This window comes from bacterium, assembly GCA_016786595.1.
Classification (GTDB): domain Bacteria; phylum Bdellovibrionota_C; class UBA2361; order SZUA-149; family JAEUWB01; genus JAEUWB01.
In genome coordinates this window covers 117,724-144,326 of the sequence record JAEUWB010000003.1, presented here as the reverse complement: position 1 = coordinate 144,326, position 26,603 = coordinate 117,724, and the positions used below count along the sequence as shown (strand labels likewise).

Here is a 26,603-nt window from a genome sequence, read left to right as displayed (position 1 = left end):
TATGTACCAGCGAATACCATTACTTTATCGTTACCTACTAGAGCAATTTCTAAGCTCACTGGCTTTAACGCTTGCAATTACCACGGCACTGTTTGTGATTGTCGATCTTTTCGAACGGATTGATGATTTCATCCGCGAAGGTGCACAAATTCGAGATGTTCTTTCCTATATAATTTTTAATATCCCCGTGATTCTGCACTTAATGCTGCCTGTGGCAATACTGGTTGCCACAGTTTTAAGCATCGGACGCTTATCTCAGCGTTCAGAAATTACGGCAATGCGCGCGTGTGGCATGAGTCTATTTTCACTCGCCATGCCACTACTGACAAGTGGCATGATGCTTGCGGGTATACTTTTACTAAGTGATGAAACAATTGTTCCCTGGGCATCTGATAAAGTCGATGAAATTTATCATCTCGATATTAAGCGGAAATTTGAGAAAGGGCGCTACGATCGTTCAAATTTCTGGTTTCGCTCAGGAGAGCGCTTTTATCAAGTTGGCTACTATAATTCTAGACAGTCCACACTAAATCAAATCAGCTCGATTGATGTCGATAGCAACGAATTTTCCTTAAAGCGTTTTACCGAAGCGCGCAGTGCGGATTGGCTCGGCGAGGAACTAGGTTGGTCAATGAGCAAAGTTGTCGAAGTTGGTTATTCACCTGGCCAACCAATGCACATTTCAAAGTATCGCAATTTGCCGTTAGTAATCGATCAAACACCTGAGGATTTTTATCAACGTAATCGTGAACCAGAGACGATGAGTCGTTCTGAACTTAAAACTTATATAGACAAGTTGAAGGCAGAAGGCGTTTCAGTAAAGCGTTTTTTAGTGCAGTACTATAACAAATATTCTTTTCCATTTATTACTTGCCTAGCCGTGCTTTTTTCTTTTCCTTTTGCACTGAAATCTGCGCGGTCGGGCACTTTAACAGTAGGATTCGTTGCGGCAGTGGCCTTAGGCTTTAGCTACTATGTCGTCCATGCATTTGCCACTTCGCTGGGTAGTGCCGAATTAATCCCACCGCTTTTAGCCAGCTGGACAGCAAATATTATTTTCCTTGGAGTTGGTAGTTTTGTTTTTCTCGGAATGGAACACTAGGGCGTTTCACCGTATACCCGTTGAATTAATTATTTATCTCAATAGAGCATCCCAAATAGATAAAGCGGAATATTATTGGCAAAGCCAATTTGAATATCATCTAAGGCGGAATAGACTTCGGTTACTTGCTGCGTGGTCTTTAATTTTTTATTTCTACCCCCGATCTCCACACGGCAACCATGCTCCAAAACAAAATCATATTCAGAGTCGATAAAAACACCAGTTTTCACTCGCACTTGATGCAGAAAAAAACTCTCTCGCACAGAAGCGAGATGAATTTCAAGTCTCTGCGCCGTATTGATTGCAAAAAATAAATTGGGGTTATTTAAATATAATTTGGGAGATTTCCTACCAACTTTTTTGCCCTTAGCGCGTTGTCCAAGGATAGTAATTAACTCGCTCTTTTCTAGGTATCTTAAATAAAGCATTAAATACTCTTTAGAAACTCTTAGCTCCTGACTCAAATTATTTACCTCTAAAGTAAACGGTGGAGCTGAAGAAACGATTTGCAATAAACGCCTGAGCATTTGTACACGATCGGCCTTCATGCCAAAAATCATTGGGATGTCTTCGGCAATAACTTTCTCGATCGTTTCTTGCACGCACAGCGGATATTCCTTAATGCCTTCATTAAAATACGGATAGACGCCAAAACGTAAATAATCGCGAAAATGCCGGAGTAGATCGGCTGGTAATTTTAAGTCCGAGGCAAGTTCGATATGATTAGTAAAGATCTGATTCAGTTCAATCGGCTCGATCGACAGGCCTAGTGTTAAATTTAGGTATTCTCGAAAAGATAGGCCCCATAAAGGATAACGGATGGCGCGACGTGATAAGTCTGTAGACTTAGCTTGCAACTCAAGCGAAGAACTACCTGCGATAATTAATTTTAATGCAGGGAAGCTGTCGTAAATATTTTTTATTTCCTGGCCCCAATTCTTATGGCGATGGACTTCATCAATTAGTAGCAGTTTTCCGCCTCAGGCATGAAACTCCCTAGCAACACGAAAAAGTCCTAGTGAAGCAACTAGTATATTGTCCGCACTAAAATATAATTTTTGCTTAGCAGGTAAATTGCTTTGTTTAAGGATTTGTAAAAGTAAAGTTGTTTTCCCCGCACCTCTGGCTTCGGAGATAACGATCAATTTATTGCGTAAATTAATTTCGTTGAGTAAATAGCGCTGAAAGCTTGTTTGTAGCTGAGTGACCAGGATATTTTCAATGTTTTTAAGCTCTTCAAGCATTGGTAAAGTAGAGTTTACCAGAAAAGTATTGAGTGGTTAAGCTTACTTTACCACTCGAATAAGGGAGCTCTAATTAGAGCGTTTCATAATAAAATTATCTCTGCTCGCCGCAGGCGAGTCACTTATAGCTAAACTTTAACGTGAAACGCTCTAAGCTACGATCTTAGCCATTAATTAAAATCTCAATTTGCTCCAAAAGTTCTGGGAATTTTCGGTAGCCAGCCGCGGAATTTAAATGCTTGCCTCCTGGAACAAGCACTGGTTCAATCCCTAAATACGCTGCAATTTCTTGAGCGTATTCGACTGGCACATAAGGATCGTCAGTCCCAGACCAAATTTGAAAATATAAAGAGTTGGTTTGGATTTTCTTCCAGTTGAAAGGTTCTGCTACAAAAGTTTCAATCAGGGGATCGAACTCGGGATTATCGAGTTTACGGATAAATCCAGCTACTAAAAATGCTGCGTAGGCTTGTTGTCTGCTTTGCTCTGATAAGCGCAAGGCAAAAGTTGCTCCAATGCTATGGCCAATTAAAATCGTCTCGGCATCAATCTCGCCACATTCTTGCGCGAAGGTCTCAAGCCAATTCGCTAAGCTCTGCCCTTCCGGTGTTGGGAACTGGGGCACTATGACTTGGTGTCCAGCTTGCTCTAACTCTCCTTGAAGCCAACGGAACCAGTTTGCTTGAGGACTAGATTGCGTTCCATGAAGAATAATAAATCGCATCATCAATTAACCTCACCTTTGGTAACAATCATGCTAATCGCCTGCCCGCCAAAACCCAAGGCATTAATCATAATTTTTTGGATTGGCCTTGTGATTTGACCTTGCAATGGAGTCGGATTCAAGCCGTTAAAAATTTGGCAAGCATAAGCTAAACTTAAGGCTCCAGCTGCGCCAAAAGTATGGCCAATTAACTGTTTATTCGAAAGTATGACAGGTAGCCCTAAAGTTTTAAAGACTGCATTGAACGCAGACATTTCAGCGCAATCTCCAAGTAGCGTTCCTGGAGCGTGCAAAATAACTGCATCAACGGGCAGGTCTTTAGACATGCGATCGAGCGCTTGGGTCATCGCCACACGAATACCAACTCCATCTGGAGAAACTGAGGTATGCCCAGCATCAACTTCGAACCCGATGCCAAAAGATTCAATGCAGGCAACTGCAGGTAATTTTAGCTTTCCAAGTGGTGCAAGATAAAACGCAGCTGCACCCTCGCCTAAAACGAAAGTATTTTGCTCGCTGCCAAGCGGGCGGCAAGGTCTTTGGTCAGCTGAAAAGACAGAATAAATCCCCAAGGCCTGCATTTGCGCCAAGCTAAAGTCTGTAAGTGGCGCTTCGCTTGCGCCGACAATCATCGCTTCAACCAATCCAGCATTAATCCAGGCAATCGCATTGCAAATTGACTGGAGGCCAGTGCTGCAAGTCATAGAATGGTCAATTGCCACTCCAGATAGCCCTAAAACGCGGGCAACCCAGGAACTTAAATTTCCTGAAGTAGTTGTCGGCGAGCACTTTGCAAAAACTTTTCCTTTATCAAGAAAATCCCCATAGTGTTTTTCCAATAAATCTGTGGCACCTCGTGATGATCCAAAACTCACCCCGATAGAACTAACTTGCCCACGGTTGATGGCTGTTCCCGCCTCAAGTGCGGCAAGCACTCCAAGTTGAGTAACGCGGTCAACATCGCGTAGCGAATTATGACGTTGATACAATTGCTCAAGATCGATTTGCAGGTCGGCAGAAGCTCGACCGACGGCAATTTGTCCTAGACGGCTTTGCAAATTAGAGAAATTCCCCTTTCCTGCTTGCAAGTTTTGTAACGACTCTAGTCGAGACCTACCAGCAGCAGATACTTCGCCCCAAGCATAAATTCCAAGATTAAGTGGGAATACAGAATTACGCACAGCTAGACCAGAATTGTGTGAAGGCCCGATCAACTGCCTCCTGGACGCTAAAAGCTTGCTCTTGAATCCAGCTTGCATCAATTGAGCGGCGCGTCGGAATAAAGCCTAAATTCGCTACAGTGCTATATTTCGTGATGAAATCTTCACTATATGAGTTTCGATCGCCATTAAAAATCAGTCCTAAAATCGGTATTTGGTTTTGCTTTAAAATCTCAATTGTCATTAGCGTATGGTTAATGCTGCCTAGGTATGTGCGCGAGACAATTAGCGTAGGGAATGATATTTTTTTGATAAAATCAAGATTTAAGTGTTCAGCGCTAATTGGCGACATAATCCCACCAACGCCTTCGACAATGAGTGGTCGATTAGCTTTAGGGAGTAGCGTCAATCGAGAGAAATCAATTTCAACTTGCTCTTTCTGTGAGCCTTCATGCGGCGAAGCAAACGTGCCGAGCACATAGGTCTCCTGATGAATAACTGAGTTAGTCGGGCTTGTTAAGTTTGCAACAGTTGCCCGGTCTGTGCAATCGAGTGAGCCGGCCTGCAACGGCTTCCAGTAGTCTGCATTTAAAGCTTTAACTAGAATCGCCGAGACGACTGTTTTTCCAATTCCAGTGCCATTGCCAGTCACAAATATGCCTTTCATCTGTGAAGTTCCTTGCCAATTGCTAATTCAGCTATTTTAAGTCGGGCTAAATATCGCTTAAAATGCCCTCTTATCGCCCGGCTGTTACTTTACAATATAATTTAAATAATGCTAAATACCTGACATGCTTGGAGGCTAATATGAGTGACCCAAATACACAAACTCAATGCCCACTATGTGCGGGAGAATTTGCTTTACCACAAGGGGCAGAAATCGGTGAATTACTTGACTGCGGCGAGTGCGGTGAAGAGCTAGAAGTAATCAGTGTCAGCCCCCCTAAGCTTAAACAAGCCCCCGAAGAAGAAGAGGACTGGGGCGAATAAAAATCCAGAAAATTTATGATTCGTAAAGCCCAGACCTCTGATGAGGCTGGGCTTTTATATTTTATCTCAAGGCAAAGAGTATTTATGGCAAAAGATTTAGGAATAGCAGTACTGTGTTCGCTGGTCCGTCCAGAAGAGAAAATGATTTTTGATGCATTTCGTGCGCGCGATGTCGACTTTCAAAGAATAGATGACCGTGAAGTAATTTTAGACTTACACCAAATGAGTCTCCCCTACCGCATTGTTCTCGAGCGTTGTATCAATCACTCGCGTGCATTACACACTTTGAAATATTATAACGACCGTGAAGTGCGCACGATTAATTCCTACGACACGGCGAATATTTGTGGGGATAAATTACTTACTTCTCTTGCGCTCTCTAAAGCAGGCATTCCGATTCCGCGAAATCTAGTTGCCTACACTCCAGAATCAGCTCTCTTGGCGATCGAACAGCTTGGCTACCCAGTAGTGCTTAAGCCTGCGGTTGGTTCGTGGGGAAGATTACTTGCGAAAATCAATGACCGTGACGCAGCAGAAGCAATTTTAGAGCACAAGAAAACTCTCGGGTCGTACCATCATTCGACTTACTATATTCAAGAATTCATTGACTCAGGCAATCAAGATATTCGAGCCTTCGTTGTCGGTGGAGAGTTAATTGGAGCAATTTATCGCAAGGCCGATCATTGGATCACTAACACGGCACGTGGCGGGAAAGCTTCAAAAGTTGAATTAAATACGGACTTGAAAAATATCTGCGAAGCTGCTGCTCGGGCTGTGCTTGGAGATATTGTCGCAATTGATGTTTTTGAAACACCACAAGGTTACTTAGTCAATGAAGTCAACTATACGATGGAGTTTCGCAATTCGATTGCGGTTACTGGGGTAGATATTCCAGGAAAGATTGTGGATTATGTGATTGAATGCGCGGGGTAAAAGAATTAGGGGAAGGTTAAGGTAAGAAGGTTAAGTTCAAGTTCAAGTTCAAGTTCAAGCCTAAGCATAAGGATGATTTATGAGAGTGTCTGTCGTAGGAGCATCGGGATATACTGGAGGCGAGGCGCTAAGACTTTTGCTCGGTCATCCTCAAGTAACGATTCATCAAGTCACGAGCGAATCCAATGCAGGGAAACTTGTCCACGTGACACATCCCAATTTGCGGGGCGCGACTAAGTTAAAATATTCATCGATTAAGGATCTGGAACCAGTTGATTGTCTCTTCATTTGCTTACCAAACGGATTAAGCCAAGATCGCATGGAAGCATTTCTCAATTTAGCGCCACGAATTATTGATTTTGGTGCAGATTATCGCCTACGGGATCTTGCTGACTACGAAAAGTATTATGGAGAAAAACACAGGGCTCCTCAGCACATTGGAAAATTCATTTATGGCTGCCCCGAATTACATCGTGAAGAAATTCGCGCGGCAACTTTAGTCTCTGGCTGCGGCTGTATTGCCACAAGTGCGATTGTCGCACTTTATCCACTATTTGCCGCTGGCATCGTAAAAGACAATTCAGTCATGATTGATGCAAAAGTTGGTAGTTCTGCTGCCGGAGCTTCTCCTTCACTTGGATCACATCATCCGGAGCGGGCTGGTAGTTTGCGTTCGTTTAAACCGACAGGTCATCGACATGTTGCAGAAATCAGCGAACAACTAACGAATCAAAACGGCAAGCCTCAAGTTTATTTAACAGCGACCTCAACTGACGCTGTTAGAGGAATTTTAAGCACGTCTCAAATTTTCCTCAAGAATAACTTGAACGATCTTGAAATTCGCACAATTTACCGTGACTACTATAAAGACGAGCCCTTTGTACGTATCGTTAAAGAAAGCAAAGGAATTTATCGCTATCCTGAACCAAAATACGTAATCGGGACTAACTTTATTGATATCGGCTATGAAGTTGAGCCTGAAACCGGACGCGTTGTAGTAATCAGCGCAATTGATAACCTAGTTAAAGGGTCAGCCGGACACGCCATTCAGAGTTTAAATCTGATGTCTGGGTTTAAGGAAACTACAAGCTTGGAATTTTTAGGCTTACATCCAGTTTAGAATCTTATGACAAGCACAAGCGAGGGAGTAATCATTGTAAAAACTGGTGGCGCTAAAGGCATTGACGATACTCCAGTGCTTGACGACTTAGCTCAACTGCATCACAACGGACAGAAAGCTATTCTTGTTCACGGCGGTTCTGAAGAGACAAATGAAATTTCCGAGAAACTAGGTCACCCCCCGCGCTTTGTAACTTCTGTCTCTGGATTTGAAAGTCGTTTTACCGATCGAAAAACTCTTGAAATTTTCACAATGGTCTATTGTGGCAGACGCAATAAGGCTTTAGTCGAAGGCTTGCAACAACGCAGCGTAAATGCCGTCGGACTTTCTGGAGTAGATGGTAGAATCTTCGAAGGACCAATTAAGACCAGCGTAAAGGCGCTGGAAAACGGGAAAAAAGTTATTCTTCACGGTGACAATACGGGGAAAGTTACGCGCGTTAATCGCAAACTCATCGATCTATTACTTGCAAGTGGATTTTTTCCTGTCATTTGTCCTCCTGCAATTTCAGAAGAAAGTTCCTTGATGATGAATGTCGATGGAGATCGAGCTGCGGCCATGCTTGCACAAGCATATGAGGCAACTGCGCTGATTATTCTTAGTAATGTTCCGGGGCTTTTAAGAGAGTTTAAGCTTGGGCCGGCTGCTCCTGGAAATTTAATTTCGACAATAGACCTTTCTACAACTGTTGACCCTTATGTCTCGGCAGAAGGTCGCATGAAGAAAAAAATCATGGGAGCAGTTGAGGCAATTACAGGCGGAGTACAGCGAGTAATTCTTTCATCAGCAAATATTAGTAGGCCCATCAGCTCAGCACTAGCTGGAGCTGGAACTCATATTTTCAAAGCACAATGAATCAAGAAAAAGCTATCAGATTTCTCTACGATCTTGTGAGCATTTATTCACCAAGTTTAGCTGAACGGGCTGTCGCAGAGCGGGCACTTTGTGAATTAAAAGATTTAGGGTTTCGATCTGCGCACATTGATGAAGCTGGTAACGTCGTCGGCCAATGGGGCAAGCCTGGAGCATTAAGAAAAATTGCTCTCGTAGGCCATATTGATACTGTGAAGGGTGAACTACCAGTAACAATTACTGACACTGCCCACGGCGAAGTGTTGACGGGGCGTGGCAGTGTTGATGCTAAAGGACCATTTGCTACTTTTGTGTATGCTGTTGCAAATTTACCCTTAAATATTGATACCGAATTTACTGTTGTCGGCGCCGTAGAAGAAGAAGTTGCCAGCTCCAAAGGTGCGCGCTATCTAGCACGCACAATGCAATCACCTGATGCTGTGATTATTGGAGAACCTTCACAAACAGCCGGCATCACCCTCGGATATAAAGGGCGGTTAATCGTAGAAGCAACTGCCCAGCGATCAATGACTCACAGCGCGCACCAACATATTTCCGTAGCGGAGCTGTTGATTGACTACTTTACAGCAGTTCGAAACTGGGTAGCAGGCAAAAACGAGCATAAGACAAACGCATTCGAGACAATTGACCTCACAATTCAGAATTTCAATACAGAGTCTGATGGTTTAACTGAACGCGGCAAAATAACACTCGGGTTTAGATTGGGAATTGGATTTCATCCCGCAAGTGTCCAAGAAGATTTAATCAAGCTTAATTCATCGCCAAGCAATATCAATCTGCACGCCATGGGGCGCGAAATCCCGGTTCGTTTTGATAAAAAGATGCCTTTAGCCAACATCTTTCGCGCGGCAATTCGGCATCATGGGCTAGAACCAAGGTTATTTCTTAAAACTGGCACTTCCGATATGAATGTTCTAGCCCAAAGTTGGAATTGCCCAATGCTTGCCTACGGGCCGGGCGATTCCAGTCTAGATCACACTCCTGAGGAGCATATTCTCGTTGCAGATTATCTCAAAGCAATACAAATTCTAAGTGATGCACTTACGCGAATCAACTAAAACGAATCAAATCTTCTGCTCTTGTTGTTTGGCGTTACTCGCTGCGTTTTTTTCGCTTTTTCCAACAAATCAATACACTCAAGGGTTAGCAGCCTTAGTGACTTTGATGCTGCCTGGAGTAGTTGCCTGTGAGGTATTTTTTCAGACCAAATACAGTAGCTACGAAAAGTCATTTTTTCAATGTAGCTTTGGCTTTATTTCAGCCGCCGCAATACTTTATTTATTACAGTTACTCCCTGGTCCGATCTCAAGTAGTCTGACGATCGGCAGCAGCTGTATATTGACGCTTCTGATTGGCCATGTTGCGCTTCGACCCAATGTTGGTGAGCGCTCTCGTTCCCCTATCAACTGCGCCAACAAAGATTTAAAAACATCCTTCATCCTTCTTGCCGCAATAATAATTGGGTCCTATTTTCGTATTGCACACCTCGGATCTTCCGAATTTCAAGGCGATGAGGCGCGAGCGATGATCATGGTCGCAGCAATTCACGACGGCACAGAAGACATTTTATTTTCTCATACCAAAGGTCCGGTCGAAGTTTTAATGCCACTAGCTACCAGTATCGGGTCAGAAACAACCAATGAATTTTTGGCGCGTTTACCTTTTGCGCTTGCTGGCGTTTTTACGATTCTTGGAGTGTTCATTCTTGTTAATTATTTATCACTCCAGCGCTCCCCCTGGGTTGCGTCATTAGCTGCATTGCTAGTGGCAAATGATGGCTTTCTCATCGCGTTTTCTAGGATTGTGCAATATCAAAGCCTGGTTGTGCTCTGGTCACTTGCTGGACTGATTCTTGCACTTAAAGCATTACAAACTAAAAATCTAGAACAAACTTCCGAGCAGGCAATGCGCTATTTTGCCCTTTCTTATCTGGCGGTGGCATTTGCAGTACTTGCACACTATGACGGAATTTTTGTGCTTGCCCCAATTGGACTGCTAACTTTTGTATATCTATACCGCTATCCACGCGAGATTCTAAAAGTCGCCCTGGCAACACTTCCTAGCTTATTTGCGCTAGCAATATTTTTCATTCCTTATTTACAGAGTGACAATATTGGGTCCATTTATAATTACCTAGCACGGCGCACTACCAACAATCGACAGGGGCTTTCTTTAAGAAACAACTTTCCACAGTATTTTATGAAGCTTTGTTTCTACAATGAAGCTCGCTACCTCATACTACTGCTTTGCCTGAGTGCTTTTGGAGTAGTTAAAATGGTAGGAAATTGCCTGAATAAAAAGTATCGATTGCACGCATTCGTCGTTTTGGCTTGGTTAGCATTTGGCGCAATTACTTATGGATGCATCATCCGGCGCCCGAACACTCACTTCTACGTGGCAATCATTCCAGCTCTGCTCCTTGCCGCATTTGGCTTTGAATTTATAAAAACTAAAGCACTAGAGGCCAGGCCAACCGGCTGGCTGGCGACACTTTTATTTACCTCAGCATTTTGCTTTGCTCTCTTTTATAATTACCGGATTTACTTAGTGCAGTACCCATCATATCAAGTCTATTACCCAGAAGGGCGTAACCCACTATTTTATACCCCCTATGGCAACAAGCGTCCTTCCGGTGGTTATTTTGGATTCCCGCATAATGGAGGCTGGAAGTCAGTTGGCAGCTTAGATCAACAAGGGAAGTTAAATGGAAGTTTGCGTCCGAATGAAGATCCGCTGGTTGTTTCTTGGTATTTAGGCAGGCTGGTAACGCGTGAGCAAATTCCGCAATTTTATGCGCTAAGCACAAAGGCCAGAGAAACCCGCAAAGTCGAACAAAATATATTGGCTAAACATTACAAGCTAAAATATCAAGTGACTAGCCAAGGGCGCGATCTAATCAATATTTATCAAAGGGTTGAAGGCGATCTTTCTGCTGAAATCGAAAGGCTTGAGATCAAAGATTTAATCCAGAGTTTCGATCAGCGCAAGCTTAGCACCATCAAGCTCACGCAAAGTCTGAGTCGTGACCGCCACGGGCATCAACGTGGCTTTTAGTACTCTCAGTGGCACTATTAATTTATTTAAAATAAGGGTCAATCTGGCTTTTAGTCGCGCCTAAAATATCATTATGAGTGGCTTGAGAAGTTTTAATTAGAACGCTTCGACCAGTGCCACGATAGGCCTGGAGTATCTCGCCGCTCTGCTCAAACGGAATAATCGGGTCTTGTGGGCTGTGTGCAATAATTAAGTCTGTGGCTTTTAGCTCAGCAACATATTTCCGCACCGGGAATTCAAGTAGAATCAACGGCTGTAAAAAGCTGGGGTAGCCACGATCTTTCGCTACATCGGGAATACTACTAAATGGAGCTAATAAAATTAAACGTCTCACGCGATCTGTCGTGTGCTTAGCAGCAAGGTACGCGGCGGGCCCACCCCCAAGCGAGAAGCCAACAAGATTAATTTCCTGATCTTCTGGCGTAATTACTGCATCCCAAAACGCGTCAGCATCGCGATAAAGCCCAGACTCAGTCGGAATGCCTTGACTGCGGCCGTAACCACGATAATCCAAAACATAAGCATCAAAGCCAAGCTCTGCCATCCACTCAAGTAGGTATAAACACTGGTCAACTGTCTGGCCATTGCCATGAAAAATAAGAGTTTTACCTCGCGTCAGATTTGCAGATTTGCTCTGCATGCGCCAAACTTCAAGTTCAATGTTATCACTGGTTCTAATCCTACTCGAAGTAACCCCTGCAGGTAATTTAGTTGGCTCAGTTTGTTTTTGCTTATAGAGCAGTGAAGTATAATACTGTGGAAAGACTTGAGCGTGTTGCGTTGCCGCAATAGCACAAATCCCCAATACAAAAATTAGCAGCGGAATACGAATTTTTGCAATCAATTGCTGCATGCGACGTATGAATTTAAAGCATCAACCAAAGCAGAAATTTCTTGATTAGTGTTATAAGTATGTAAAGAAATTCTTAAGCGTTCACTTCCCTCAGAAACAGTCGGAGAGAGAATCGGATAGACAAAGAAGCCTCGTTCTTGGAGAAACCCTGCACATTTTTTTACAGCTGTATTCCCAGGCAGAATCACAGCTTGAATTGGACTTGCACTTTTAGTCATCATCGATTGAAGTTTAGCAGAGCGGAGTTCTTTAAAAAAAGCTATTTTTTGAGTTAGATCAGTTCGCAGGTTTACTGCTCTTGCTATGTACAAATGTGCTTGCCGAATAGTTTGCAGTGTTCCGACTGGAAGAGCGGTCGTATAGATAAAAGCACGCGAATAATTGACTAAAAAATCCTTCAGCATCTGAGAACCAACCACCACTGCCCCATGTGTGCCAAGCGCTTTTCCGAAGGTATGAACTCTTGCCCAAACTTTAGCAGTCAACTCGAGTTCAGTAACTAGACCTTGGCCCATTTGGCCATAGATGCCACTACTGTGCGCTTCGTCCACAATTAGCTGAGCTTGATATTTTTCGGCAAGCTCAACAAGCTCAAACAAGGGGGCCTGATCGCCATCCATAGAGTAAATACTCTCAACTACGATGGCCGAAGGCCCTTCACAACGAGACAGTTTTTCCGCTAAATCTATGGTGTCGTTATGCTTAAAGCAATAATTCTTGCCCATGCCTAGCCTTAGACCATCACGAATTGAGGCATGGACGAGCTGATCGTAAAAAATAGTAACTTCACGTCTAGCAATCGCACTAAAGACGCCCAGGTTTGCGTTGTAGCCAGAATTAAAAATTAAAGCCGCTTCGGCCTGATAAAAGTCCGCTAAATAACTTTCTAATTCCAAGTGCGCGACGGTTGTGCCAGAAATTAATCGAGAACCGGTTGATCCTGAAGCATGTCGATCGGACCTTTCAGATTCTTTTTCTCGAGCAAGCCCGAGATAATCGTTTGATGCGAAATCAATTAAATTACGCTGGCAAGGATTAAGCGTTCTTAGTCCTCCGCTCGCTTCGCGCTCGGCTAAGAGCTGCGCTAGTAATTCAGGTAGAGAATTAAGATCGGACTTGGCACGATTCATCAGTGTAAGGCTTTCTAGCTTCAAGGCCTAAGCTTTTAAATAAGAGCTGGTCTTGGTTTACAGCAGGATTTGGAGTGGTCAGTAGCTTATCACCACCAAAAATTGAATTGGCCCCCGCTAAAAAACAAAATGCCTGCATTTCTTCGCTCATTTCAAGTCGCCCCGCAGAGAGTCTGACCATTGATTTGGGCATCAGTATGCGGGCAGTTGCAACCATTCTCAACATTTCAAAGCCTGGAACGTCCGGGGCGTATTCAAGTGGCGTGCCCTTGATCTTAACCAATAAATTAATGGGCACAGACTCTGGGTGTGGGTCGAAATTCGCAAGTGTCGTTAACAGGTCAATTCGATCTTCACTCGATTCACCTAAGCCAATAATTCCACCACAACAAACTGTTAAGCCTGCTTCCCTTACTGCCTTAAGCGTATTTAAGCGATCCTGGTAGGTGCGTGTCGTAATTACTTCTTTATAGAAATCTTCGCCCGTATCGAGATTGTGATTATAGGCATAAAGACCAGCCGCCTTTAATTTACCGGCTTGCTCTGCGGTGAGCATACCTAAAGTGCAACAGACTTCTAAACCAAGCGCGCTGACATCTTTTACCATCTCAAGCACGCGGTCAAAGTCACGGTTATCCCGAACTTCACGCCAGGCTGCGCCCATACAAAAACGTGTTGCGCCTGAGTGCTTGGCATTTGTTGCCGCCTCCATGACTTGTCCGTGATCGAGCAAGGGATGAACCTTTACCTCAGTCTGATGCTTGACTGATTGCGAGCAATAACCACAATCTTCTGCACATCCACCAGTTTTGATTGAGAGTAAGGTGCAAACCTGAACTTCGTTTGCTTTGTGAAATTCGCGATGTAATGTCGCAGCTTGATAGACTAAATCAAGCAACGGACTTTGATAAATTTCTGCTACTTCTTGTTTTGTCCAATTATTGCGAATTGCAGTATTGTTGCTCATTTAAGCATTCCTTCGTATTCGAGCCAGTAAGCAAATAGACTGTGTAGCGTCGCTTCAAAGTCAATGCGTGGCTTCCAACCGACATCTTTCTGGGCCTTATCATAGCTGCCGTAGTGATCCGAAATATCAATTGGTCGCAGGCGTGCCTGGTCGACTTGAATTTCAACTTCGACCTCAGCAATCTTAATCAATTTTTGTAACACTTCTCCGACACCAATCGACTTTCCAGAGCAGAGGTTATAGACATCATGCTTTTTTCCGTTCAGCATAATTTCACGATAACCGCGAACGATATCAGAAACATCGCTAAAATCTCGCTTGGCTTCCAAATTACCAACTTCAATCACAGCTTTCTTTTTGCCGAGCTTGATTTGTGCAACTTGTCGGGCAAAGCTTGAGATAGAGAAACGATCTGTTTGACCCGGGCCGATATGAGGAAAGGGACGTATGCGAACGGTGTCCAAACTATCGCGCATGCTGTAGGTAAAAGTTGCCACATCAGCCCAAGCCTTAGATAAGCCATAGGAATTTACTGGGCGCATTGTCGCTAATTCCGTAAGCGGCAATGTCCCCGGCCGTGGCTCTCCGTAAACCTCAGAAGAACTAACAAATAGAAAGCGCGTTGCTGGCGAATGATGTTTCAAAGCCTCAAGCATATTAATCGTGCCTTGGACGTTCGTTTCGTTGACGCGTTGGAAATCATCGCCTGAAGCATCGTGAACAGTTGGCACTCCAGCTAAGTGATAGATTGCATCAGGACGAAGCACCATCATTAATTCCTTGCAAGCCTTCCCATCACGGATATCAAGCGCCAAAGTCTGCACAGCTTTCGGCAAAGGGCACAATTTATCCACAATTGGGTCTTTACTTTCTTCCTTAAAGTAAGTCAGTCCGACATCGTCTCCCGACTTAACTAAGTGCTGCGCTAGATGACGCCCAACAAAACCAAAACCACCCGTAACTAAGACTCGCATATTTCAACCAAAATTAATTTTTCTTACCATAAAGCGCGAGATCGGCATCGACCATCATCGCCACCATTTCTTCAAAACTTACCTCGGGTTCCCATCCAAGTTGGCGTTTGGCTTTCGTTGGGTCACCAATCAATAAATCGACCTCTGCAGGACGGATAAAGCGTTCATCGGTCTTCACGTAATCCTTCCACGATAGACCAACATGCTTAAACGCGAGGTCGACTAAGTATTCCACGGTATGAGTGCGCCCAGTTGCAATCACATAATCATCAGCTTGTGGTTGTTGTAGCATCAGCCACATTGCGCGCACGTAATCTCCAGCAAACCCCCAGTCACGCTTGGCATCGAGGTTACCCATGCGTAACTCCTTGGCTTGTCCAAGTTTAATTTTGGCAACAGTTGAAGTAACCTTACGCGTCACAAACTCGAGTCCACGTCGTGGAGATTCGTGGTTAAACAAAATCCCTGAAACTGCAAAAATATTATAACTCTCACGGTAGTTCACAGTAATATAGTGGCCATAGCACTTGGCTACGCCATAGGGTGAACGTGGATGAAATGCGGTTAACTCCGTTTGCGGGACATCACGCACTTTGCCGTACATTTCCGAGCTTGAAGCTTGATAAAAACGGATTGCGGGGTCAACTAAACGAATTGCTTCAAGCATGCGCGTAACACCAAGTGCCGTAAATTCACCCGTCAACACTGGTTGATCCCAGCTTGTTGGTACAAAACTCTGCGCTGCGAGATTGTATACTTCGCGAGGCTTGGCTTGTTTTAAAACTTGGATCAAGGAGTATTGATCAAGCAAATCTCCCTGCACTAACTCAATTTCATTTTGAATGTGTTTAATACGTTCGAAATTTTCCGTAGAAGAGCGTCGCACCATACCGACGACATGATAGCCCTTTTCTAGCAATAGCTCTGCAAGGTAAGAGCCGTCTTGCCCGGTAATTCCTGTAACAACTGCAGTTTTTTTCTCAGCCATAATTAATTTCCTACTCTCTTAAATTAAATCTGAGCGATCTTGTTTCTCTAGCATCTCCACAACTTCTCGCACTTTTTGACTCGAATCTTGATGGCAAACCAAGATTGCATCTTCCGTGTCGACAACGATCACATTGGAGAGCCCAACTAACACAACAGGTTTTTTATGACCTACAACCGCATAACGGTCAGAATCAATACCAATCACCTCACCGTGTGTTACGTTTTCAACCCCTAGGCGTTCTCGCAAACTTTCAGCCCAAGCATCCCAAGAACCAACATCGCTCCAGCGAAAACCATGCCCTGGCATGACGACCACATTTTTAGCGCGTTCTAAAACGCCGCGGTCGATCGAAACACCATCAAGCTTTAGATAAAGTTGGGCGACTGTCTCGAGCGGGTTTGCAGATTTAGCAACAGCATCAAAAGCCTCTGCGTGACCGGGTAGAAACTCTGCAATCGCCTTACGTAAGACACTTGGCCGCCAAGCAAAAATTCCTCCGTTCCAGGAATATTCTCCGGAAGCAACAAATTGTTCAGCGCGTTCTAGTGAAGGCTTTTCCACAAAAGATTTGACAATGCGCGATCTGCCAGGTCCGGGATTTCCGGCTTGGATATAGCCGTACCCTGTTTCTGGATGCGTCGGGTTAATGCCCACAGTAACTAAAACTTCATTTTGCTCAGCAACTTGCAAGGCTTCTTCGAGGATTGAACGAAAAGCATCTTCTTCGTGAATAATATGGTCTGAAGGAAAACAGACAATTGGGATATCTCCGACAAGTTCTTCAATCACGCGCGCTGCGAATCCAAGACAAGCTGCAGTATTTTTTGCCATCGGCTCACTAATAATTCTTGCCTCTGGTAAATGCTCTTTGACTAAGTCAGCTTGCGCGCGACTTGTCACAACGAGGACGTTTGACATTCCGCCGACAAGCGGAGCAACACGCTCTGCAGTCAATTGAATTAAGCTCTTTGAGCTACCAGCAAGTGGCAGATATTGTTTAGGACGTGATTTTCGGCTAAGCGGCCAAAAACGTTTACCTTCGCCACCTGCCATAATCAAAGCAAGTCGCGAGACTTCCTTAGGAAAACTACTAGAAACCAGTTCGCGCATAGGGGCTAAGGTCTACATTCCCTACGCTTAAGGTGCAAGTCCACACTTTCCTTCCAAGAAATAGCAGTATTTCCTAAGTATTTCTCGAGCTTATCGAGACAAAAGGTTGAATATGCTGGCCTCGGCGCAGGACGCCCAAGCTCTTTCGTAGAGATGCGTTTTACCCTGGTTTGCATCTTGGCGGCTTTAAAAATCTCTTCGGCAAAATCAGCCCAAGTAATATCGCCACGTGATGAAGCATGAAATGTCCCCGAGGCATTTTTAAGAATTAAGTCTCGGATGACTACACTAAGCCAACCGGTATAGGTTGGAGATCCGACCTGATCACTCACAACCGAGACTTCTTGCTTGTCAGCACCGACACGCAGCATTGTGTCGATGAAATTCGGACCATTTACTCCATGCAACCAACTTGTGCGGATAATCAGTGCTTGCTCCTGCAAGACCATTCTTGCAGCTTCCTCACCCAAAAATTTGGTCTTACCGTAGACTCCACACGGAGAAGCTAGGTCATCTTCTTTCCAAGGAGCGTGTTTAGCCCCGTATGGAATGTCAGACCCAAAAACATAATCTGTCGAGATCTGGGCAAATCTTGCACCGCCTAATTTTGCAGCTTGAGCAAGATACTCCACCGCACTAGTATTAACTTCTCGCGCAGCTTGATCATTTACTTCGGCATCATCGACCTTAGTGTAAGCCGAGCAATTAATAATCCAATCCGGATTTACAAAACTAACAAATTCCGAGACCTCATGCGCTTGCGTGACATCAAGAGCCTTAATGCGTTGATCCTCGCTTTGAGTTTTATCAGTTAGAATCAACTCAAAGTTTTCAGCTGCTAGGCAAGGGATCAAATCACTTGCGAGCATTCCTTTTGCACCGGTGATTAAGATTTTCATGGATTAGGCTATAAAAGCTTGCCCTGATTCAAGGCGCCCTTTGTAATAAGTTTGATAGAAACTTTGATATTCACCAGATTTAATTGCTTTCCACCAATCCTGGTTGCTAACATACCAGTCAATTGTGTCAGCGAGTCCCTTCTCGAAAGTTACTTGCGGGGACCAGCCCAGCTCAGTTTTAATTTTTGAAAAATCTACCGCATAGCGGCGGTCGTGCCCGAGGCGGTCTTCGACATGGCGAACTAGAGTCGCAGGCTTTTTCAAATGTGCCAAAATTAACTGAGTCACATTGACGTTTTCGCGCTCACTTTCCGGAGCACCGCCCACATTATAAACCTCACCAGCTTTTCCCTTTTGTAAAACTAACATTAGCGCATGTGAGTGATCGTCAACGTGAAGCCAACTGCGAATTTGCTTGCCGTCTCCATAAAGCGGCAAGGGCTGGTCGGCAAGGGCATTAGTTACAAAAAGCGGGATTAATTTTTCTGGGAATTGATACGGGCCGTAGTTATTTGAGCAACGCGTGACAACTGTATCAAAGCCATAAGTATGGTGAGCGGCTAAGACGAGTAAATCTGCGCCTGTTTTCGAGGCTGAGTAAGTGCTACTTGGTTGTAGTGGAGACTGTTCAGTGAATCTTCCTGTGGGACCAAGCGAGCCATAAACCTCATCTGTCGAGACCTGCAAGTAGCGCTTTACGCCGCAAGCGCGCGAGGCATTTAATAAAACTTGAGTGCCTTCAATATTCGTTTTTACAAAAGATAAAGGATCGACAATCGAGCGGTCAACATGTGACTCAGCTGCAAAATTTAGCACCCAGTCAATTTTTTCGTCAGTTAAAAGCTTAGTAACAAGTTCACTATCGCGAATATCACCTTTCACGAAGCGATAATCATATTTACCGTCGAGACCAGATAAATTTGCTAAGTTGCCAGCATAGGTCAGGCTATCAAGCACGATCACGCGATGTGCACCAAACTTTTTACCCTCGCGCTCAAAGAGCCAACGCACAAAATTTGAGCCGATAAAGCCTGCTCCACCTGTTACTAAAATCCGCATAGTCTTTTCCTCAATAATAGAGCGAAGACTAGAAAAAGACGCTTCAGAAAGCAATCTTTGAAGCAATTTTTGAAGTATGCCAATAATTCCTGGGATATCAAAAGCAGACCTATGGACCAAAATATCCTCGAGAGAGTAGCAAATTTAGAAACTCAGGTTGATAAAATTAACAACCGCAACGACCGCGTTGAGAAAGATAAGCTTTGGGAAAAAAGTAAAACCCGTCTAACCGCAATTTCTTTGATCACGTATTTTGTGATGGTGTTAGTTTTAAGAAGCTTAGGTGTAGGTCAGGCGTTTTTAAATGCAATCGTGCCTACATCTGGTTTTGTGCTTTCAACTTTATCATTGCCATATATTCGAAAATTTTGGGAAAAATTTTAATTAGATCTTTCTCTTTTTTAAAAACGCTTCAAGATCGGCAGCGTCTCTTAAATCCTTTTCACGTCCAGCGCTTCTTTTATTGATCATTAAATGTTTGCTAGATAAGAAATTAACTTTCAACCCATCCAGTTCTGAAGCAAACTTTTCTGCCCAAGCTTCATCAAATTCGACGCCAGAAATATCTGTAATAATATCAATACGACATGGCTCAACACCTAGCTGAACCACAAAATGAGCGCGACATAAATCCTCTTCGGTAATATCAAGTGAACCAAAACCAAATTCTTTCAAGACCTTTAAAATTTTCTTGGAATTATCCTTAGAACGTCGAACATAGAAATCGATATCGCCACTGAATCGAGGTCGGCCATGTGCAGCAAGTGCCCACGCACCAACTACTAAATAATCAACATTGTTCGAGTTTAGTAACTCGATAAACTCTTTCCAATCGGTGGGAAGCTGGGTCTTTTGCATCACGCCACATCCAATATAACTTGAGTGCCATTTGCAAGCGCTCAATTGCCGTTAGTTTACGATACGCCTCATAATCTGCATCTTCAGCTTGTTCAAAACTAGAAAATTTTTTCGCTATTTTCGGCCCAATCATTCCTAAATTATAGCATAAATCTAAAAGAAAATCACTGTCTAAATCTGATTTGCACCACTTTGAGAAACTAAGGTAGATGCCCTAAGCAATGACTCAAACGTCCCAGCATCGGACCACCAACCATCTAATTGATCGTAGGTTAAAGTTCCCTGCTCGAGATACATGTTGTTTACGTCCGTAATCTCTAGTTCGCCCCGGGCAGAAGGCTTACATTGCTTAACTAAGGAAAATACATTCTCATCGTAGAAATATATTCCAGTTACAGCCAAATTACTCTTAGGATTTTTGGGCTTCTCAATAATTCGTAGAACTTTGCCATTTTCAACTTCAGCCACTCCAAAACGCTCCGGGTCTGGAACTTCTTTTAGTAAAATTTTTCCGCCCTTACCTTGCTTACGGAAAGCATCCGCGGCAGCCTTAACGTTCTTTTCAATAATATTATCACCGAGAATTACACAAATCTTCTCGCCGGCCGCAAAATGCTCTGCAAGTGAAAGCGCTTCAGCAATGCCGCCTTCACCCTCCTGATAAGTATAATTAAAACCCTTGAGTCCAAAAGAACGACCGTTACCAAGCAACTTTAAAAAATCACCGGCAAACTGCCCACCTGTTACAATTAAAATATCCTCAATCCCAGCATTAATCAGTGCTTGAATTGGGTAAAAAATCATCGGCCGGTCATAAACAGGCAACAAGTGCTTGTTAGTAACAAGTGTACAGGGCTTGAGCCTTGTTCCTAAACCACCAGCTAGAATAACACCTTTCATCTTTGTCCAACTCCTGAAAATTATGTGTTGTTGTTATTGCGGCCAAACGCATCTTTAGAAAGGAAGGAACTACCAAACTCTCCAATCCCCATTAAAGTAAATGTCAACGAAAAGCGCGTTTCATCCGGATTTGAACGCTTCGTTAAATCAACATCGATAAACCAACAATCACACGAACTTAAAAAACGGACCCCCAGTTTATCTTCAATACTCTTATTTTGTAGATCATCATAGCGGCCATAATATCCAAGCCGCACGCGATCTGTTACACCAAGTTCCAAACCTGACTCGAGCTGACGGTATTGACCATCAACCATCGTCAAGCGATTACGCAACTCATCTCCACGCTTAGAAAGTAACTGCCACTGCGCAAAATAAGAACTAAAATTACTTTGATTTGTATCAAAGTTCGACCCTAACTTAACACGCACGTACTCGTTTGGATAAAAGCCAAGTGTCGCATTCACATCGCTCAATGCATCTACGTTTTCAAGACGATCATTTTGCGCTTCGTCAAGATCGTAGCTCTGGAGCAATGCAAAATTCATCAATTCACGCACCTGTGGTCGACCAAAAACTCCCGAATTCGGCAACTGCGTTACCGGAGCATCTAGCCCAAAAGGATCAGAAAGCGGACCGAGATCGCGCAGCGGAGTTAAGTCTTTAATTTCAGGAGTTGTTTCCTCTACACCATAACGATACTCGTCACGGTCTTCATAGCGCCCATAAAGTCGTTGAACCAATCCATAGGTAATCAGGTTTTTACGTGGAAGAAAATCAGCAGAATCAAAACGTGGATTCTCTGACTGATCAACAAAAGGCACATAGCGATAACGCAGCACTGGCTGAAGTGTGTGTTTAACTTTCTTTACTTCCTGCGCACGTCCCCGAGTACCCAGTTCAAATAAAGTTTTAAAATAACTCTCTGGTTCAAGTTCATACACGCGCTCAACAGTGGTCGATAGATTCGTATCAAAAAGCGGCACAACGCGGTCAGTTTTATCCTTTAACTCTGCCTCGGGGTTTGTCTTCGAGAGCGCATTACGATCAGCCAAGTCATAACTCGCTAAAACCAGCCCCGCTGATTGGTCGCCTTCTAGGAAATTACCAATATGAAAAGGAACTTTTAACTTCTGATTGGCCATTAAACGCATGCCATCAAAGCCCCGGTCACGTGCAAATTCAACCGCTTGTAGAGCATTGGTGTAAATTAAACGCGCCCCGAATGGATTGTCACCAAAGGGTCGAAATCGATGATAGCCAACTAAATCTAAAGCCGGCAAGCGCTGCAGCACTACATCATCATTGGTAATTAAGGCTTGACTATATTCGCTCGAGAGCTCCGTTGAATACGCATCAAAGAGGAAGGTGCGCATTACAGCAGTAGAGTTTACATAGCGATCATTACGGCGCGCCACACGTTGTACAGTCTCTGACTGATCCAGTTCGCGCGGTATTAAATCATCACTCGCATGCCTTCCATCAATTAAAATTTGCACTGGAAGCTGCGCCAGATCACCACTCCAGGTCTGTTTCCAAAATCCACTAAAGCGATGCACATCAAGATGCTCATCATCTAAGTTTAGTTGATCGAACTCAGTGCCCTGCGCCTCACCATTACGCCACTCTTCATTCGAATATAATCCGCCAGCAATTAGCGTATGTCGCCGAGAAAAAATCTTGCGAACCTCAAGCTCGCTCCCCACCCGAGTATTGGTTTCAACAAATGGCGTAATCGTAGCATCTGAAGTCTCATTCCAAACCCAGAAAAATGGTGCTTTAAGTTGAAAGCCGTGGCGCTTACTGTTGCCATATGTACCCGGCAAAAGGCCTGTTGCACGCTTAGTTTTCGCTGGAAAAATCATGTAAGGTAAGTAAAAAACTGGATAATCGTGAATTCGTAGCGTCGCATTCTTCAGTCGCGCGTAACCTTCCTTCTCCACACGACCACTGGTCGACTTTAAGCTCCACGGAAATGAACAATCTTCGTCACACTCGCAAGTAGTCAGCACTCCATCTTGAAAAGTAAATTCATCGCCTGCATACTTCTCAATTTCTCTAGCTTGAATGCGATAATCACCGTCAGCAAAATACATGTCCGGCTCAAAGAGTTTCCCCACCCTAGTTTTCAAATTCAAATCAGCACTGCTAGCAATAACATCCCCACCCGGCTCACTCAGCCAGACATCATCACTTAGCTTCGCATTATAGTTCTCTAAATTAACTTCCGCCTTCTTCGCTTCAAGCACCGCCGGACCATTGACAACCGTAATACCCTTATCCGTAGAGACTACATTTTTAGTTGAATCAAACTTAAGCTTTGAAGAGTCAAGGTCAATGTTCACACGCTCAGGGTCAAATTTTTGCAATTCACTGCGTGCGTCTGCAATTTTCTTTTGCCGCGCTTTTCTAACTTTTGAACGTAAGCGTTCCTCGCGGAAAAGGAATTTCTTATCTGGAGGCTCAACCTGTGCATGTGCAAGAGAACTGCTAAAAATCAAAAAAACAAAAACAGTGAGCGCACGCTTCATGCCCGACCCTCAAATTCTGAGACGATTAATAATAATAATGGAGACTATTTAAATTTAGATGAAGTTGCAAAGGGCAAAATCAGTGCTGCCAGCAAAGCATTTCCAAGAGATTTGCTAGCTGCTGACGCAAGTCCTTACGGTGAATAACCAGGTCAACCATGCCATGAGTTAATAGAAATTCTGAGCGTTGAAATCCCTCAGGAAGTTTACGCTTAATTGTTTGCTCAATTACCCGCGGGCCAGCAAAGCCAATCAAGGCTCCAGGTTCTGCAATAATAATATCGCCCTGCATCGCAAACGACGCGGCCACACCGCCAGTCGTGGGATCTGTTAAGATCGAAATATAAGGCAAACCCTTTTCACCCAGTTTATGCAGTGCAGCAGAAATTTTCGCCATCTGCATCAAGGAATAAATTCCCTCCTGCATCCGCGCACCCCCAGAAGAAGAAAGTATAACTACCGGCCGAAACTGCTCAATCGACTTCTCAATCATGCGCGTAAGCTTCTCGCCCACAACCGGCCCCATGCTTCCACCCATATAGGCAAATTCAAAAATCCCAATCCCAATCGGTCGTCCATTAACCCGACCAAAACCAGTGCGCACCGCCTCATTCTTTCCGGTCTTCTTCTCACTCTGACGAATCCGGTCGCGATACTTAATCGTGTCTTTAAATGCTAAAGGATCAACTGATTTTAAATCCTGATCCATCTCTTCAAAAGATTGGCGATCCAGCAAAAGTCGAATGCGGCTGTCGGTATTTAAACGAAAATGATGCTCACACTTCGGACAAACGTTCTCATTACGCTCAATCTCTCGTGTGTAAATAATCTCAGAACAACCATTACACTTCGTCCATAATCCAGTTGGCACCTGTAGACGATCGGACTCCTCCGTCGTCGTCGGCTTAGGAGCGCGAATTCGTGAAAACCATGCACACATAAAAATTATTCCAGCATTAACCTAGCGGTTTATAGCAATAATGCCCTGAGTTGTCTAATTAGCTCAACTCTTTCTGCTTCCACGCCAAATCTTCAAACGCCTTTTCAATCGCTTGAGAAATTTCATGCAAACGTAAAGATAATTCCTGAATTCTTGCCGGGCTTGACTCCAGCGCCAAAGCCTCAAGCTCTTTCTGCACCGCTACCTGCTCCCCTTCTAAAGCAATAATCGCCGCCTCTCCATCCGCAATCTCTTTTTCAAGCTTACGTCGCCTCGCTTCAGCACTCTTACTCACACGCGTAGTCTGATGATCCTGCACCACCTGCGTCTTAGGCTCAACTTTTGCCTCAATCATCGCACTTGGCTTTTGAACCTGAAACGGCGCCTCATCCTCCCAGCCATATTTATCAAGAAAATAGTCGTAACCACCTTCAATCAAAAACGGCTTCTCCCCCTGAAAAACAATCAGGCGCGTACAAAGCTCACGTAACAACATCTCGTTGTGCGTAACTAAAATCACCGCCCCCGCATAATCATGCAGTGCATCCTTCAGCGCTTCAACCGATTGCAAATCTAAATGGTTCGTCGGCTCATCCAACAACAAAAGATTCGAAGGTGTCGCAATAATCTTGCCCAACAAAACACGGCTACGCTCCCCACCCGAAAGCACCTCGACCTTCTTTAAAGCCATGTCTCCAGAAAACATCATCGTCCCACAAATGCCACGTATCTGCGTGCGCCCCCAACCAGGATGCGCACTCGTTATCTCTTCCTCAATCGTCATCTTCGGGTGCAATCGATCAATATTAGTCTGACCAAAATACGCAACACTCGTACTCGGGCTGGTATTAACTGTGCCCACTTGCGGCTTCATTTCTTGAGCCAATAACTTTAAAAGCGTCGACTTGCCGCGCCCATTCTTCCCAATAATCCCAATCCTGTCACTCTTACCTACGTGAAAAGCTAACTCGCGAATCAAGGGCACATCCGCTTGATAACCAAAAGTAAGATCCTGCACCTCTATCACCGTCTTGCCATGAAATGGCTTAGATGAAAAAGAAAACTCTAAGCTGTCCTCCTCAACTAGCTCCTCCTTAACCTCCATCCGCGCCAAAGCCTTAACCCGCGACTGCACCACCGAGGCCTTACTCGCTTGCGCCCGAAAACGATCAATAAAGCGCTCCAACTCCTTGCGCTTCTTGTCCTCATTCAGCCTCGTCTTCTCATAAACTTCCTCGTCCAAGGCAATTGCATCGTAAAGCTTCTGCGTGTTGCCCGGAATCTTGCGAAATGTCCCCCGATAAATCAACATCGTATGCGTCGTCACCGCATCCATAAACGCCCGGTCGTGCGTAATCACAATCAACTCACCCGGCCACTCCCGCAACGTCTCCTCTAACCACCGCGCCGAAACAATATCTAAATAGTTCGTCGGCTCATCTAATAATAATAAATTCGGCTCTGACAATAATAACCGAGCTAAGTTAATGCGAATCTGAAATCCACCCGAAAATTCACTCGGCGCTCGCTGCATGTCCGCTTGCGAAAAACCAAGACCACTTAAAATAATCTCCCCCCGATACGTCTGGTCCCGCTCATCCTTCGGCAAACCTAAACAGGCTTCCTCCAAAATCGTCGGCTGCGAAAACTTTAAATGCTGCGATAAATGCCCAATCCGATAACCACGCGGAAACGTAATCGACCCACTATCCGCATGCTCCTCATCCAAAATCATCTTCAACAAAGTCGACTTTCCCGAACCATTCCTCCCAACCAACCCCACCCGCTCCCGCGCTCCCAACACAAATGACGCGTCGTCAAATAACAACTGATCCGCATACCGCTTCGTCAATCCATTAATCTGTATCACTTACTTTTTCTTTTGCGGAAAAGAAAAAGTAAGCAAAAAGAAAACGAATAGCTGCCTCTTCTTCAATCCCAACTCCATTTGTTATATTGATAACTTCATTAGTAAATCTGGCGACCCTCACTCGCAATAACCCTTGCTCTCAACTTAAAAAGTAAGCAAAAAGAAAACGAATAGTTGCCTCTCCTTCAATTCCAACTCCATTTGCTATATTGATAACTTCATTAGTAAATCTGGCGGCCCTCACTCGCAATAACCCTTGCTCTTAACTTAAAAAAGTAAGCAAAAAGAAAACGAATAGTTGGTTGCCCGCTATCCCGCTCT

The 26,603-nt window shown here is 44.2% G+C and carries 26 protein-coding genes; 8 read left to right on the top strand and 18 right to left on the bottom strand.

Annotated elements, in window-relative coordinates:
- Position 1 precedes the first annotated feature (1 nt).
- Positions 2 to 1,102, top strand: a complete 1,101-nt coding sequence (gene lptG, locus JNK13_01135) for an LPS export ABC transporter permease LptG (protein MBL7661333.1) — start codon at positions 2 to 4, stop codon at positions 1,100 to 1,102.
- Between the two features lie 38 nt (positions 1,103 to 1,140).
- Here the strand turns inward: lptG and JNK13_01130 are convergent, their stop codons facing one another.
- From JNK13_01130 to bioD, 5 genes are all read right to left on the bottom strand, one after another.
- Positions 1,141 to 2,073: an ATP-binding protein gene (locus JNK13_01130; GenBank protein MBL7661332.1), complete on the bottom strand. Its 933-nt coding sequence runs from the start codon at positions 2,071 to 2,073 to the stop codon at positions 1,141 to 1,143.
- Between the two features lie 9 nt (positions 2,074 to 2,082).
- Positions 2,083 to 2,346: a hypothetical protein gene (locus tag JNK13_01125; protein MBL7661331.1), complete on the bottom strand. Its 264-nt coding sequence runs from the start codon at positions 2,344 to 2,346 to the stop codon at positions 2,083 to 2,085.
- 163 nt (positions 2,347 to 2,509) lie between these two features.
- Entirely contained in the window at positions 2,510 to 3,073 is a 564-nt protein-coding gene (locus JNK13_01120; protein ID MBL7661330.1) for a serine hydrolase family protein, read from the bottom strand.
- Positions 3,073 to 4,251, bottom strand: a complete 1,179-nt coding sequence (locus tag JNK13_01115; protein ID MBL7661329.1) for a hypothetical protein — start codon at positions 4,249 to 4,251, stop codon at positions 3,073 to 3,075. The genes JNK13_01120 and JNK13_01115 overlap by 1 nt, the downstream gene beginning before the upstream one ends.
- Positions 4,244 to 4,897 (bottom strand): dethiobiotin synthase, encoded by a 654-nt coding sequence (gene bioD, locus JNK13_01110; GenBank protein MBL7661328.1) that lies wholly within the window; start codon positions 4,895 to 4,897, stop codon positions 4,244 to 4,246. Before bioD ends, JNK13_01115 begins: the two co-directional genes overlap by 8 nt.
- 140 nt (positions 4,898 to 5,037) lie before the next feature.
- Between bioD and lysW the strand changes: the two genes are divergently transcribed.
- The 6 genes from lysW to JNK13_01080 all read left to right on the top strand — a co-directional run bounded on the left by lysW (position 5,038) and on the right by JNK13_01080 (position 11,200).
- A complete protein-coding gene (gene lysW / locus JNK13_01105; protein MBL7661327.1) occupies positions 5,038 to 5,220 on the top strand; it encodes a lysine biosynthesis protein LysW in 183 nt (60 codons plus the stop codon).
- Between the two features lie 84 nt (positions 5,221 to 5,304).
- Positions 5,305 to 6,153: a lysine biosynthesis protein LysX gene (lysX, locus tag JNK13_01100; protein ID MBL7661326.1), complete on the top strand. Its 849-nt coding sequence runs from the start codon at positions 5,305 to 5,307 to the stop codon at positions 6,151 to 6,153.
- 79 nt (positions 6,154 to 6,232) lie between these two features.
- Complete coding sequence (locus tag JNK13_01095) at positions 6,233 to 7,273, top strand: N-acetyl-gamma-glutamyl-phosphate reductase (GenBank protein ID MBL7661325.1); 1,041 nt, start codon at positions 6,233 to 6,235, stop codon at positions 7,271 to 7,273.
- A gap of 6 nt (positions 7,274 to 7,279) precedes the next feature.
- Positions 7,280 to 8,128 (top strand): [LysW]-aminoadipate kinase, encoded by an 849-nt coding sequence (locus JNK13_01090; protein MBL7661324.1) that lies wholly within the window; start codon positions 7,280 to 7,282, stop codon positions 8,126 to 8,128.
- The gene (locus JNK13_01085) at positions 8,125 to 9,204 is read left to right on the top strand and encodes a [LysW]-lysine hydrolase (protein ID MBL7661323.1); all 1,080 of its coding nucleotides are present in this window, start codon (positions 8,125 to 8,127) and stop codon (positions 9,202 to 9,204) included. The genes JNK13_01090 and JNK13_01085 overlap by 4 nt, the downstream gene beginning before the upstream one ends.
- Positions 9,179 to 11,200 carry a glycosyltransferase family 39 protein gene (locus tag JNK13_01080; GenBank protein MBL7661322.1) on the top strand — a complete coding sequence of 674 codons (2,022 nt, stop codon included), beginning with the start codon at positions 9,179 to 9,181 and terminating at the stop codon, positions 11,198 to 11,200. Before JNK13_01085 ends, JNK13_01080 begins: the two co-directional genes overlap by 26 nt.
- A 22-nt stretch (positions 11,201 to 11,222) precedes the next feature.
- On the opposite strand, the gene JNK13_01075 is transcribed toward JNK13_01080, so the two are convergent.
- The 8 genes from JNK13_01075 to rfbB are packed head-to-tail and all read right to left on the bottom strand — an operon-like array spanning position 11,223 to position 19,183.
- Positions 11,223 to 12,053, bottom strand: coding sequence for an alpha/beta fold hydrolase (locus JNK13_01075; protein ID MBL7661321.1), 831 nt, complete (start codon positions 12,051 to 12,053; stop codon positions 11,223 to 11,225).
- Positions 12,041 to 13,183, bottom strand: coding sequence for an 8-amino-7-oxononanoate synthase (locus JNK13_01070; protein MBL7661320.1), 1,143 nt, complete (start codon positions 13,181 to 13,183; stop codon positions 12,041 to 12,043). Before JNK13_01070 ends, JNK13_01075 begins: the two co-directional genes overlap by 13 nt.
- Positions 13,158 to 14,150: a biotin synthase BioB gene (bioB, locus tag JNK13_01065; protein MBL7661319.1), complete on the bottom strand. Its 993-nt coding sequence runs from the start codon at positions 14,148 to 14,150 to the stop codon at positions 13,158 to 13,160. Before bioB ends, JNK13_01070 begins: the two co-directional genes overlap by 26 nt.
- A complete protein-coding gene (locus tag JNK13_01060) occupies positions 14,147 to 15,124 on the bottom strand; it encodes an SDR family NAD(P)-dependent oxidoreductase (GenBank protein ID MBL7661318.1) in 978 nt (325 codons plus the stop codon). The genes bioB and JNK13_01060 overlap by 4 nt, the downstream gene beginning before the upstream one ends.
- Before the next feature lie 13 nt (positions 15,125 to 15,137).
- Positions 15,138 to 16,112, bottom strand: coding sequence for a GDP-mannose 4,6-dehydratase (gene gmd, locus JNK13_01055; GenBank protein MBL7661317.1), 975 nt, complete (start codon positions 16,110 to 16,112; stop codon positions 15,138 to 15,140).
- An 18-nt stretch (positions 16,113 to 16,130) separates the two neighbouring features.
- Positions 16,131 to 17,225 (bottom strand): mannose-1-phosphate guanylyltransferase, encoded by a 1,095-nt coding sequence (locus JNK13_01050; GenBank protein MBL7661316.1) that lies wholly within the window; start codon positions 17,223 to 17,225, stop codon positions 16,131 to 16,133.
- A 5-nt stretch (positions 17,226 to 17,230) separates the two neighbouring features.
- Entirely contained in the window at positions 17,231 to 18,124 is an 894-nt protein-coding gene (gene rfbD / locus JNK13_01045) for a dTDP-4-dehydrorhamnose reductase (protein ID MBL7661315.1), read from the bottom strand.
- A 3-nt stretch (positions 18,125 to 18,127) separates the two neighbouring features.
- Positions 18,128 to 19,183: a dTDP-glucose 4,6-dehydratase gene (rfbB, locus tag JNK13_01040; GenBank protein MBL7661314.1), complete on the bottom strand. Its 1,056-nt coding sequence runs from the start codon at positions 19,181 to 19,183 to the stop codon at positions 18,128 to 18,130.
- A 111-nt stretch (positions 19,184 to 19,294) separates the two neighbouring features.
- Between rfbB and JNK13_01035 the strand changes: the two genes are divergently transcribed.
- Entirely contained in the window at positions 19,295 to 19,567 is a 273-nt protein-coding gene (locus tag JNK13_01035) for a hypothetical protein (protein MBL7661313.1), read from the top strand.
- On the opposite strand, the gene JNK13_01030 is transcribed toward JNK13_01035, so the two are convergent.
- The 5 genes from JNK13_01030 to JNK13_01010 all read right to left on the bottom strand — a co-directional run bounded on the left by JNK13_01030 (position 19,568) and on the right by JNK13_01010 (position 26,282).
- Positions 19,568 to 20,041: a nucleotidyltransferase gene (locus tag JNK13_01030; GenBank protein MBL7661312.1), complete on the bottom strand. Its 474-nt coding sequence runs from the start codon at positions 20,039 to 20,041 to the stop codon at positions 19,568 to 19,570. It lies immediately after the preceding gene.
- Positions 20,042 to 20,212: 171 nt separating this feature from the next.
- On the bottom strand, positions 20,213 to 20,941 hold the full coding sequence (locus tag JNK13_01025; protein MBL7661311.1) for an NTP transferase domain-containing protein: 729 nt from the start codon (positions 20,939 to 20,941) through the stop codon (positions 20,213 to 20,215).
- Positions 20,942 to 20,961: 20 nt separating this feature from the next.
- Positions 20,962 to 23,472, bottom strand: coding sequence for an LPS-assembly protein LptD (locus JNK13_01020; GenBank protein MBL7661310.1), 2,511 nt, complete (start codon positions 23,470 to 23,472; stop codon positions 20,962 to 20,964).
- Positions 23,473 to 23,551: 79 nt separating this feature from the next.
- The gene (locus JNK13_01015; protein MBL7661309.1) at positions 23,552 to 24,412 is read right to left on the bottom strand and encodes an acetyl-CoA carboxylase carboxyltransferase subunit beta; all 861 of its coding nucleotides are present in this window, start codon (positions 24,410 to 24,412) and stop codon (positions 23,552 to 23,554) included.
- 58 nt (positions 24,413 to 24,470) lie between these two features.
- Positions 24,471 to 26,282 carry an ABC-F family ATP-binding cassette domain-containing protein gene (locus tag JNK13_01010; GenBank protein ID MBL7661308.1) on the bottom strand — a complete coding sequence of 604 codons (1,812 nt, stop codon included), beginning with the start codon at positions 26,280 to 26,282 and terminating at the stop codon, positions 24,471 to 24,473.
- Positions 26,283 to 26,603 lie beyond the last annotated feature (321 nt).